Source organism: Flavobacterium sp. HBTb2-11-1 (assembly GCF_009826975.1).
Lineage (GTDB): Bacteria > Bacteroidota > Bacteroidia > Flavobacteriales > Flavobacteriaceae > Flavobacterium.
Map to the genome: position 1 here is coordinate 259,658 of NZ_WUMO01000007.1, position 11,760 is coordinate 271,417.

Here is an 11,760-nt window from a genome sequence, read left to right on the forward strand (position 1 = left end):
ATTCATCGGTAAAATTTTCGTAAAGTTTTAGTGGGTAAATTTGTGAATTCGTGGCGAAAAAAAATGAATTTTAAAATTAAAGTCCCAGGTCAAGAACATAAGAAATCTTAACCGCGATATTGTCTTCAAACCTCATTAACTGATTTGGTCCGTATCTGTAGAATCCGCCCAAACCAAAACCTTTAAAGATTCGGTTCAATTCTAATCCCGATTCAAAATAACCTTTGTCAAGCGTTTTGTATGCTGGACCAACATGCTGTTCTGGTTTTTCCATGTTTCCCCAGGCCATTCTAGTAACTAAAACCAATGACGGACGAACTTGTTTCATAATTTTGATTCGGTCAAAACCATGTTTAATTTGAAACATTAAATATTGGCTCGAAAAGAACTCGTTAAAAAACATGGTTTCAAAAGCATTTCTTCCCGCAAAAGTGATACGCTGTACGACAGTTTCTTTTGTTAAGTTGTTTGGTGCTGTATTGTACAAATGCGTAATAGGCACATCTCCCATTGCCAAACCTCCCTGTAAAAGTAAACTTGTTTTCTGACGGTTTAGGTACTGTTTTTCGTATTCGACCTTAAAATCTATTTTGCTAAAAGTAAAATCATTGTCAAAAACATTTGGCAAAGATTGTGTGTATTGGAAAGTAAACCTCGGAAATTTTTTATCGCTTTCAGTTCTTCCAGTTGGAGTTTGCATATAATTACTAAATGGCGCCCAAACAATAGAAAGCATTGCCGTGGTCATGGTATAATTAGAATACAGTTTTCCGTTTAGGTTATAGAGATAATCAAATTTTGGTTCAATATAATTTCTCGAAAGTTCTAAAACAGCCTCGGTTTTCGGAATAAATTTGGTTTGAATATTGGTACGCCATCCTATATACTCGTAAAAGGTACTAATGTTTATTGGGCGCGGATCATAAATTTTAAAAACACGTTTGTCAACAGAAAAAACAGTACTTGCAATTTCTCGCACATCGTCAGTATAATAACCGTTAAACCAAGTGTTGGTGTGTTTGTCTAATAAAACGCCACCACCGACGCTATATTTAAAAACACCATCTTTTGTTCCGTAAGCGCCGTAGCCTTCAACACGAAAATACTTATACAAGCGGTCATTTGTGATACCGCCTACACCAAGACGAAAGCCTTCGTAATTGTTATAACTTATAATCTTTTTCAGATCCAAATCGACAGGACCAATCGGATAGAAACCATTAATAATTTTTCGGCCAATGCCTAAACGTTTTTCAATTCTATTTCGAACAGAAAGGCTGTCGAGCAATAAATAGGTTTTTTGGCTTTTTTGATCGAGATTTTCTTTTCGGTAAGCTTCCCAGAAACTTTCAGGCTTTTTGGCCGCATCGTCTTTTATTTCAATATAAAGCGAAGGATTTTTTATGGGAGTGTCGGTATTTACACGAACATCAAAACTATTGCTTTCAGAAAGCAGATAGGTGAAATCTGAAGCTACTTTTTTTCTGCGTTCGTAATTATCTTCAACATCTCCGTCAAATTGAATGGTTCCTCCTAAAATACGAATATCGTCGTCATTTTTTCCTTTGACGATTTTAAAAGTGGTATTGCTCTGAAACCAGATTTTTTCTTTCGGAATATATTCAAATTCATGAATACCGCTAATGTCCAAAACGCTTTTAATTCTCATTACGGCTTTCGCGACAGCGTAATTTTCTTTGTCAATATATAAAACCCCTTCCAGTCCAGAAGCTCTGTGTTTTGATTTGTTTTTAAAATAAATCATGTACGCATCACGACCTTTTATACTTACGGTATCTAACAGTTTGTAATTGTAGCTTAAAGGAGCATTTTTAGAAATCGGATTTTCGTACTTGGTTTCGAACAATTCGTATTTAGGATCGTAAATCGAAATAGATTGAAGGTTGAAAGCAAGTACTTCGTAAATCGGCTGTTTGAAGCCAGCGATTTTTGTGCCTAGAACCGTTTCTTTTAGTTTGTTATTTCCGAACTGATATTGAGAAACTTTTTCGGTCTGAAATAAGTGCTGTTTGCTTACAATTTCTTTAAACTTATAATCGGAAGAATCTATGTTGATGATTTTTTTGTTTAAATCTTTGTACGCAGCTGAAGTGTCAATGCGCCCATCAATCGAATCTGGATTGGCGGTTACGATGAGCTTGTTATAGGTTTTGTATTCAAAATTGTTGAGCTTTTTCTGCGGATCGTTCGTTGCTTTATTGGCAATAACTTTTTTTATTATCGAAAGTGCTGGATTTTCATTAGAAACCACCACTTCCTTTAAATCATCGGTCTGCTGTAAAAGCGAAATCGAATAAAAGGTTTTGCTGTTGATTAAAGCAATAGTTTTCGGCTGGAAACCTATATAAGAAACCGTAAGTGATGTCGCAGAGGAACTGATTTTAAAAATAAATTTTCCGTCAACATCTGTAATTGTATTATTGTTTTCTGAGGTGGTAATGGTGGCAAACGGAAGAGGTTTGCTGTTTGAATCGGTTACGATTCCGTTTATTTGAATTTGCGCCTGAAGAGTAAGCGTAAAAAACAAAGTCAAAAAACAAAATAGCTTCATACAGAATGATATAGTTTCAAAAACGAAAAGAAATTAATTTTCGTATGCAAAAATAGCAATAAAAAAATCCGTCTAGTGCAATAAACCAGACGGATTTTTATTTTATAATCAAAACTTACTTATACTTTCATGATTTCAGCTTCTTTTGCAGCCAATAACTCATCAATTTTTTTAATGTAAGCATTTGTCAAGTTCTGAACTTCTTCTTCTGCAGATTTACAGATGTCTTCTGAAGTTCCTTCTTTTTCCAATTTTTTGATATCAGTATTCGCATCTTTACGAGAATTGCGGATACCAATTTTAGCATCTTCAGCTTCAGCTTTTGCTTGTTTTGCTAAATCACGGCGACGCTCTTCTGTCAAAGGCGGAACACTGATGATGATAACGTCTCCGTTATTCATTGGGTTAAAACCAATGTTAGCGATTAAGATTGCTTTTTCAATAACAGAAAGCATATTTTTTTCAAATGGCTGTAATGTAATTGTTCTAGCATCTGGAACGCTGATTTTAGATACTTGAGAAAGTGGTGTAGAAGAACCGTAATAATCTACAAAAACACCTCCAAGCATAGCTGGAGAAGCTTTCCCTGCACGAATATTCAGAAATTCTTTCTCTAAGTGTGCAATAGTACCATTCATTGATTCCTCAGTACTTTCTAAAATAAAGTCTATTTCTTCAGTCATTTTGTTTAGATTTTTAGATTGTTAGAAGATTAGATTTTTAGACTATAAAAATAATTTCTTCTAATTTACTAACTAATATTATTTGTTTTTTGATTGCTTTAATGTTGTGACGAATTTAGAAAATCTAATTATTCTAAAATTCTAACAGTCTAAGCAGTCTAGATATTTACTACAGTTCCGATGTTTTCGCCTTCGCAGATTTTCAAAAGGTTTCCGATTTTATTCATATCAAAAACAACGATTGGCAATTTGTTTTCCTGGCTTAATGTAAATGCAGTGGTATCCATTACATTTAATCCTTTTTTGATGACATCGTCAAACGAAATAAAATCAAATTTTACCGCCGAAGCATTTTTTTCTGGATCAGAATCGTAAACACCATCAACACGAGTTCCCTTTAGGATAACATCAGCATTGATTTCGATACCTCTTAAAACTGCTGCAGTATCAGTTGTAAAATATGGATTTCCAGTTCCGGCACCAAAAATTACAATTCTACCTTTTTCAAGGTGGCGGTCAGCTCTTCTTTTGATATATGGTTCTGCAATAGATTCCATCTTCAAAGCCGTCTGCAGACGCGTTTTCATTCCTTTATCTTCAAGAGCGCCCTGCAAAGCCATTCCGTTTATTACAGTTGCAAGCATTCCCATATAATCTCCTTGCACTCTGTCCATTCCTGAGCTTGCTCCGGCAACGCCTCTAAAAATATTTCCTCCTCCAATAACAATAGCAATTTCTACTCCTTTGTCGTGAATCTGCTTGATTTCATCTGCATATTCGCCTAATCTTTTCGGGTCAATACCGTATTGTAAATCACCCATTAGGGCTTCGCCGCTAAGTTTTAGAAGAATTCTTTTATATTTCATGTGTGTGTTGCGTTAATTTGTGCAAATATAGACATATTCTGATTTTTAAAAATAATGTTTGCAAAAAATTAATTCTTGCTTCAATTTAAGGTTTAAAACGGCATTATGGCTATTTAATTTTAAATGTGACAAATGTCATTTTTACAGTCTTTCGAAAATTCGTATTTTTATTGTATCCTAAAAATGAAAAAATATGAAAAGCATCGTAGCCAAAGCATTATTCAATAGCCATTCTTATGCTGAATACAGAAAATTAGTAACCGATTTGTTGACCGAGGGAAAATCAACAGGAAACGAACAATCTGAAAGTCTTACCAATTATTCTAAATTGAATGAAGCCAGAATGAACAGGCTGGAAAAAACGATTACTATTTCAGATGCCATTTCAGAGAAACTTCAACACTTAGACAATCATTACATCTGGCTTGTGCTTTCAGAAGGGTGGTGTGGAGATGCAGCGCAGATACTTCCAATTTTAAACAAAATGGCTTTGGCTTCTAATAAAAGAATCGATTTGAGAATTGCATTGCGCGATGAAAATGACGATTTGATGAGCCATTATTTGACCAACGGCGGAAGAGCAATTCCAAAAGTAATTGTAATTTGCAAAGAAGCTGGAATTGTACGCGCTGATTGGGGACCAAGACCAAAAGGAGCAACCGAATTAATGGAAAAACATAAAAGAGAGGTTGGCGCTATCGACGAAAAAATAAAAACCGATCTACAATTATGGTATTTAGCCGATAAAGGAATTTCGGTTCAGGAAGAACTAGTCGAAATCATGGAAAATATCAAATATAATCGCCTTTAATTAGATTAATGTGTTGATAAACAGTATTATTGGTTGATAAAATTATCTTAAAGTCTTTTTGTCTTCATAAGAATTTCGTAACTTAGTGAAAGTAACCCACTTCTATTATAACTTTCAGATTTACTCTTTTTATTGGTGTTTATTTAATGTCTCACAATTAAAAAATGCTATTATGAAAAAGTTATTCGAAAGGTTTTATGATTTCTTTTCTAAATTTTTGTTTGGAGGGAAAAATGTGCCTCACTATTAAAATGAGATGAGTATGGAATAAAATTACTTTCTTAAGAGCTTGGCACATTACTTTCAAACAATGTAATGTGCTTTTTTATTTTTTAGCTATTTAAAACTTTCTTCAAACAAAGTAATGTCAATAGCATTTTTTACATCGTACTCGCCAATTTTAGTTCGGCGTAAAACGGTTAAATGCGAACCTGAATTCATTGCTTTTCCAAAATCGTAAGCAAGAGAACGAATGTAAGTTCCTTTAGAACAAACTACTCTAAAATCGACTTCTGGTAATGCAATTCTCGTGATTTCAAATTCGTGAATAGTAGTTTTTCTGCTTTCAATTTCTATTGATTCTCCCGCACGCGCATGTTCATATAGACGAACACCATCTTTTTTAATGGCAGAAAAGATTGGTGGTTTTTGGTCGATTTCACCTAAAAATTGCTTTACAGTTTCATGAATCAAATCTTCATTGATATGGTCTGTTGGAAAAGTTTGATCGATTTCAGTTTCCAAATCATACGATGGAGTAGTAGCACCGATATAAAACGTTCCTGTGTATTCTTTTGCTTGACCTTGAAGTTCAGAAATCTTTTTAGTGAATTTTCCAGTGCAGATCAATAAAAGACCGGTAGCCAAAGGATCTAAAGTTCCCGCATGGCCAATTTTGAACTTTTTCGGAAGTCCGACTTTATTAATTAAAAGGTATTTTAATTTGTTGACAGCTTGAAATGAACTCCATTTTAAAGGTTTGTCAATCAATAAAACCTGCCCTTCTAAATATTCTTCGGGTGTCATTATATAATAGTAAGCGGATGAATGAAAAAGTGAATCAATAATAAAATGATTCCGGCAATGATTCGGTAATAACCAAAAACTTTGAATCCGTTTTTAGTCAAAAATCCGATGAAAGTTTTTATGGCTAATAATGCTACAGCAAAAGCAACAATATTACCAATAACCAACATGTTTACTTGATCATGAGACAATTCAAAACCTGCTTTGTAATAGTCATAACATTTTTTTGCAGTCGCGCCCAACATAGTTGGAACCGCTAAGAAAAATGAAAATTCTGCTGCAGAAGTTCTAGTCAGTTTTTGCGCCATACCCCCAACAATACTTGCTCCGCTTCGAGAAACTCCAGGAATCATAGCAAGACATTGGAATAAACCAATTTTTAAAGCTTTGGCATACGTAATTTCAGTTGAAACTTCTGGATCGTTTGGTTTGTTAAACCATTCGTCTACTTTTAATAAAATTAAACCTCCAATTAATAGTGAAATTGCAACTGTAACTGGGTTTTCTAGTAAACCATCAATAAAATCGCTTAATAACAATCCTAAAACTACTGCAGGGATAAACGCAACTAAAAGTTTAAAATAGAAATCAAAAGTTTGAAAGAAACGTTTGAAGTATAAGATTACAACCGAAAGTATCGCGCCAAGCTGAATTACAATGGTAAAAAGTTTAGTGAAATCGTCATGTGCGATTCCGAAAAAAGAAGAAGCAATAATCATATGTCCTGTAGAAGAAACAGGCAAAAATTCTGTGATTCCTTCAATAATAGCAAGAACAATAGCTTGTAATGTGTTCATGTAATTGAGATTGTTAGATTTTAGACTTCTTAGACTTCTTAGATTTAAAAAGATTAATTTAATAATCTAAAGATCTAAGAAGTCTAAGCTGTCTAAGAAAGTCTATTTAGATTTTTTGAAGATAGAATAAATCGTGATGCCAAAACCGATAAGAACGGTTGTTGGTGCTAAACGAATGCGTCTAAAGCTGAAAATGTCTTCATTAAAAACATTTGGATCTTTACTTCCTCCGCCAGACATTAAAATAAATCCAAGTGCTATAACCGCAATTCCGATTAATAAGATTTTGTAATTAATGGCATCAAAAAGGAATTCCTGTTTTTGAACTTGTTGTTCTTCTTTATTTTTATTGTTTTTCATTTTTATGTGTTTGTCAGCCTGAGCGAAATCGAAGGCATTTTTTTTTAAATCTAAAATCTGCAATCTAAAATCTGCAATCAAAAATTAATAAAGATCGTCAGTTCTTAAATTCAAGAAACGCTGTGTTGCAAAATGTGTGCTTACCCAAGTAATTAAAACTCCTAATCCGAAAACAGCAACCAAAACCAAACCGGTTAAAGCTTTGTCTTCGAGAATTCCTAAACCAGGGAAATTAGTGTCTACATATAGTAATAGTGCGATTAAAGCAATAATTGCCAGACCAGCACCCAGCATTCCTAATTTTACGCTTCGCATTACAAAAGGCTTTCGGATAAATGCTTTTGTCGCACCAACCATTTGCATGGTTTTGATAATAAAACGATTTGAATGTATAGATAAACGTAGTGAACTATTGATTAATAAAACCGCAATTACTGTCAAGAAACCGCTAATAATCAGGATCCACATACTTACTTTTCTGATATTGTCATTTACAAGATTTACCAATTGTTTGTCGTAAACAATATCTGAAATCATAGCATTTTTGCGAAAGTTGCTTTCAATCTTAACGATACTGTCTCTTTCTACATAGTCTGCTTTTAAGTGGATGTCGTATGAATTCAATAACGGATTTTCTCCCAAAAAGGTTAAAAAGTCTTCTCCGATAATATCAGTATGTTCTTTTGCCGCTTTTTCTTTCGTTACATAAACAAAAGATTTAGCAAAAGGTGCTCTTTTAAGTTCGGTATTAAATGCTTTGATAATACTATCATTAGCTTCATTTTTGAAGAAAACCGTCATGGCGATTTTTTCTTTAAAATCGTCTGCCAATTGTTTAGAATTAATAATGAATAATCCCAGTACTCCCAATAGGAATAAAACCAAGAATACACTTAATACTACCGAAAAATAAGAGGAAATTAACCTGCGCTTTTGAAATTTATCAAAGTTAGAACTCATACTGTGCTTAAATTATGTGGTAAAAATAATAAACAATTTCTTTATTTAAAGTTAATAACAAACTTTTATACTTAAAAGTACGATTTAAATATAGAAAAGAAGTTTTATTTGATGCAAAGTGTTACATGAATAATTAAAGCAAAGAACGCAAAGTTTTGCTTAAGGTCCGCAAAGTAAAAAGTTTGCCACAGATTAAAAAGATTAAAAATTGATTTTTAAGTCTGCTTAAATTCTTTAATCTGTGGCAAAAAAGGAATCTAAGTACATATTTTTAATCGTAATAATTCGTGTTTTTACTTAACCCTAAACAAGTAATTCATTATTTTATTTGTTTGCCAATGAAATAGCTTTGCTACAATGCACAATAAATGTAAATTTGCGGCTAAATTAATTTAGTGAAAAGCTTAGAACCTTAGTAACTTAGAATCTTAGTCACTTAGAAATGAAGTACAATCCAAACGAAATTGAAGCCAAATGGCAAAAATATTGGGCAGAAAATCAAACTTTTGCAGCAAAAAACAACTCTGAAAAGCCGAAACATTATGTTCTCGACATGTTTCCTTATCCGTCTGGAGCAGGATTACACGTTGGGCATCCACTGGGCTATATTGCTTCAGATGTGTATTCTCGTTTCAAAAGACATCAGGGTTTCAATGTTTTGCATCCAATGGGGTATGATAGTTTCGGATTACCTGCAGAACAATATGCAATTCAGACAGGGCAACGCCCAGAAGATACTACACGTGTAAACATTGACGGTGGTGTTGACAAAGAAGGAAAACAAATTGCTGGATACAGAAAACAATTAGATAAAATCGGATTCTCATTTGACTGGGCGCGTGAAGTGCGTACCTCAAATCCAGATTACTATAAGCACACACAGTGGATTTTTATCCAATTGTTTAATTCTTGGTATTGCAGAAAACAAGGAAAAGCATTTGATATTTCAGAGCTTGTGACTGTTTTTGAAGAAAGCGGAAATGCATTAGTAGAAGCAGTTTGCGATGATAACGTAGCAATTTTTACGGCTGATGAATGGAATTCTTATTCTGCAGATCAAAAAGAGAAAATCCTTTTACAATATAGATTAACCTATTTGGCAGAAACCGAAGTAAACTGGTGTCCAGGCTTAGGTACTGTTTTGGCAAATGACGAAATTGTAAACGGAGTTTCTGAGCGTGGAGGCTTTCCTGTTATAAGAAAAAAAATGACACAATGGAGCATGCGAATTTCTGCTTATGCCGAACGCTTGCTTGAAGGCTTAAATGATATTGATTGGAGTGAGTCTATCAAAGAATCTCAAAGAAACTGGATTGGAAAATCAGTAGGAGCATTGGTAACTTTTAATGTGAAAGATCACAATGAAGTAATCGAGGTTTTTACGACAAGACCTGATACTATTTTTGGTGTAACTTTTATGACTTTGGCTCCAGAACATGATTTGGTTGCTAAAATTACAACTCCAGAACAAAAAGCAGAAGTTGAAGCCTATATTGAAAAAACAGCGAAACGTTCCGAGCGTGAGCGTATGGCTGATGTAAAAACGATTTCTGGAGTATTTACAGGAGCGTATGCTGAACACCCATTTACAAAAGAACCAATTCCTGTTTGGATTGGTGATTATGTTTTGGCTGGTTACGGAACTGGTGCTGTAATGGCGGTTCCTTGCGGAGACGAAAGAGATTACGCATTTGCAAATTTCTTTAAAGGCCAGAAAGGAATGCCTGAAATTAAAAATATCTTCGCAAATGTTGATATTTCTGAAGCGGCGTATGGATCAAAAGATAACGTTGAAATCGCAAATTCTGATTTCTTAAACGGATTAAATTATAAAGAAGGAACTAAAACAGCAATTGCAAAATTAGAAGAAATCGGTCAGGGAACGGGTAAAACAAATTACCGTTTGCGTGATGCAGTTTTCTCTCGTCAGCGCTATTGGGGTGAGCCATTCCCAGTTTATTATGTGAACGGATTGCCAAAAATGATCGAGTCTCAGCATTTACCAATTATTTTGCCAGAAGTAGAGAAATATTTACCAACTGAAGACGGTTTGCCACCATTAGGAAATGCTGCGGTTTGGGCTTGGGATACTAAACAAAACAAAGTTGTCAATACAGATTTAGTTGACAATGTTTCAGTCTTTCCTTTAGAATTAAACACAATGCCAGGTTGGGCAGGAAGTTCATGGTATTGGATGCGTTATATGGATGCGCACAATGAAAATGAATTTGCGTCTAAAGAAGCTTTGGCTTACTGGGAAAATGTAGATTTATACATTGGAGGAAGTGAGCACGCAACAGGTCACTTGTTGTATTCTCGTTTCTGGAATAAATTCTTAAAAGACAAAGGTTTTGCTCCAACTGAAGAACCATTTAAAAAACTGATCAATCAGGGAATGATTTTGGGAACTAGTGCTTTTGTTTATAGATTAGAAGGAACAAATATTTTTGTGTCTAAAAATAAAATTGGAGATCAAAAAGTACAGCCAATTCATGCTGATGTTTCAATGGTTAATTCTTCTGATGAATTAGATGTTGAAAAATTCAAAGCTTGGAGAGAAGATTATGCTGATGCGGAATTTATTTTAGATGATAACGGAAAATACATTGTAGGCCGTGAAGTCGAAAAAATGTCGAAATCGAAGTACAACGTAGTTACTCCAGATGATATCTGCGCAGAATACGGAGCTGATACATTGCGTTTGTACGAAATGTTCTTAGGGCCTTTAGAACAAGCAAAACCTTGGAATACTGCTGGAATTTCAGGAGTTTTTGGTTTCTTGAAAAAATTATGGAGATTGTATTTTGATGATAACGGTTTAATCGTAAACAATGATGAGCCAACAAAAGACAACTTGAAATCGTTACATAAAACAATCAAAAAAGTTGCAGAAGATATCGAGAATTTCTCTTTCAATACTTCAGTTTCTCAGTTTATGATTTGTGTAAATGAATTGTCTTCTCAAAACTGTCATTCAAGAGCCATTTTAGAGCCATTAGCGATTTTGGTTTCGCCTTATGCGCCTCATATTGCAGAAGAATTATGGTCGCAGTTAGGGCATACGACTTCAATTTCTGAAGTTGCTTTCCCTGTTTTTGAAGAAAAACATTTAGTTGAAACTAATAAAGAATACCCAGTTTCTTTCAACGGAAAAATGCGTTTCACTATCGAATTGCCTTTGGATTTAACCGCAGCGCAAATCGAAGAAATCGTAATGAAAGACGAAAGAACTCAAAAACACTTAGACGGTAGAACTCCAAATAAAGTGATTATCGTTCCTGGGAAGATTATCAATTTGGTAGGATAGCCAAATAAATTCCAAATATGAAAATCCCAAATTCCGAATTGTTGGAGTTTGGGATTTTTTGCTTTTAGTAATTAGCTCATTTTATGTCATTGCGAGGAGTGAAGCAATCTTACGTTGCGTATTGAAGTGTGGTTGCTTCATTCCTCGCAAAGACTAACTTTGCGACCTTGCGCCTTTGCGAGCAAAAAAAAATCGTTCTTTGTGTAAATCTTCGCGCACTTTGCGGTTAAAAAAAACATAAAGCAAATATTGGAATTTGGAATTTCAGCATTGGAATTTTTATTTTTTTTTATTGAAATTTTCCCCGCCAACATTGGGATTTGGTTCCGATACCTATTGGGATTTATTGAAAATTTCATTTCAGTTGTAACATTTTAA

The 11,760-nt window shown here is 34.1% G+C and carries 9 protein-coding genes; 2 read left to right on the plus strand and 7 right to left on the minus strand.

The annotated features are described in order from the left end of the window. Positions 1 to 76: 76 nt before the first annotated feature. The 3 genes from GR162_RS16990 to pyrH all read right to left on the minus strand — a co-directional run bounded on the left by GR162_RS16990 (position 77) and on the right by pyrH (position 4,121). Positions 77 to 2,572 carry a DUF5686 family protein gene (locus GR162_RS16990; RefSeq protein WP_160783103.1) on the minus strand — a complete coding sequence of 832 codons (2,496 nt, stop codon included), beginning with the start codon at positions 2,570 to 2,572 and terminating at the stop codon, positions 77 to 79. A gap of 119 nt (positions 2,573 to 2,691) precedes the next feature. Next, positions 2,692 to 3,255, minus strand: a complete 564-nt coding sequence (frr, locus tag GR162_RS16995) for a ribosome recycling factor (RefSeq protein WP_160783104.1) — start codon at positions 3,253 to 3,255, stop codon at positions 2,692 to 2,694. Positions 3,256 to 3,413: 158 nt separating this feature from the next. Further along, complete coding sequence (pyrH, locus tag GR162_RS17000; protein WP_008465141.1) at positions 3,414 to 4,121, minus strand: UMP kinase; 708 nt, start codon at positions 4,119 to 4,121, stop codon at positions 3,414 to 3,416. Positions 4,122 to 4,314: 193 nt separating this feature from the next. Here pyrH and GR162_RS17005 point away from each other — a divergent pair, with 193 nt between their 5' ends. Next, on the plus strand, positions 4,315 to 4,932 hold the full coding sequence (locus GR162_RS17005) for a thioredoxin family protein (RefSeq protein WP_160783105.1): 618 nt from the start codon (positions 4,315 to 4,317) through the stop codon (positions 4,930 to 4,932). Between the two features lie 336 nt (positions 4,933 to 5,268). Here GR162_RS17005 and truB read toward each other — a convergent pair whose 3' ends face one another. From truB to GR162_RS17025, 4 genes are all read right to left on the minus strand, one after another. Beyond that, positions 5,269 to 5,958, minus strand: a complete 690-nt coding sequence (gene truB, locus GR162_RS17010; protein ID WP_160783106.1) for a tRNA pseudouridine(55) synthase TruB — start codon at positions 5,956 to 5,958, stop codon at positions 5,269 to 5,271. Continuing rightward, entirely contained in the window at positions 5,958 to 6,755 is a 798-nt protein-coding gene (locus GR162_RS17015) for an undecaprenyl-diphosphate phosphatase (protein WP_160783107.1), read from the minus strand. The genes truB and GR162_RS17015 overlap by 1 nt, the downstream gene beginning before the upstream one ends. 102 nt (positions 6,756 to 6,857) lie before the next feature. After that, on the minus strand, positions 6,858 to 7,115 hold the full coding sequence (locus tag GR162_RS17020; protein ID WP_035691391.1) for a DUF3098 domain-containing protein: 258 nt from the start codon (positions 7,113 to 7,115) through the stop codon (positions 6,858 to 6,860). Between the two features lie 84 nt (positions 7,116 to 7,199). Then, positions 7,200 to 8,075, minus strand: a complete 876-nt coding sequence (locus GR162_RS17025) for an ABC transporter permease (RefSeq protein ID WP_008465135.1) — start codon at positions 8,073 to 8,075, stop codon at positions 7,200 to 7,202. 442 nt (positions 8,076 to 8,517) lie between these two features. On the opposite strand from GR162_RS17025, the gene leuS reads away from it, so the two are divergent. Then, on the plus strand, positions 8,518 to 11,382 hold the full coding sequence (gene leuS / locus GR162_RS17030; protein WP_160783108.1) for a leucine--tRNA ligase: 2,865 nt from the start codon (positions 8,518 to 8,520) through the stop codon (positions 11,380 to 11,382). Positions 11,383 to 11,760: the final 378 nt, after the last annotated feature.

Bases quoted from the DNA above. Each gene is read 5' to 3' on its own strand.
- GR162_RS16990 (WP_160783103.1), bottom strand. From the start codon at position 2,572: ATGAAGCTATTTTGTTTTTTGACTTTGTTTTTTACGCTTACTCTTCAG.
- frr (WP_160783104.1), bottom strand. From the start codon at position 3,255: ATGACTGAAGAAATAGACTTTATTTTAGAAAGTACTGAGGAATCAATG.
- pyrH (WP_008465141.1), bottom strand. From the start codon at position 4,121: ATGAAATATAAAAGAATTCTTCTAAAACTTAGCGGCGAAGCCCTAATG.
- GR162_RS17005 (WP_160783105.1), top strand. From the start codon at position 4,315: ATGAAAAGCATCGTAGCCAAAGCATTATTCAATAGCCATTCTTATGCT.
- truB (WP_160783106.1), bottom strand. From the start codon at position 5,958: ATGACACCCGAAGAATATTTAGAAGGGCAGGTTTTATTGATTGACAAA.
- GR162_RS17015 (WP_160783107.1), bottom strand. From the start codon at position 6,755: ATGAACACATTACAAGCTATTGTTCTTGCTATTATTGAAGGAATCACA.
- GR162_RS17020 (WP_035691391.1), bottom strand. From the start codon at position 7,115: ATGAAAAACAATAAAAATAAAGAAGAACAACAAGTTCAAAAACAGGAA.
- GR162_RS17025 (WP_008465135.1), bottom strand. From the start codon at position 8,075: ATGAGTTCTAACTTTGATAAATTTCAAAAGCGCAGGTTAATTTCCTCT.
- leuS (WP_160783108.1), top strand. From the start codon at position 8,518: ATGAAGTACAATCCAAACGAAATTGAAGCCAAATGGCAAAAATATTGG.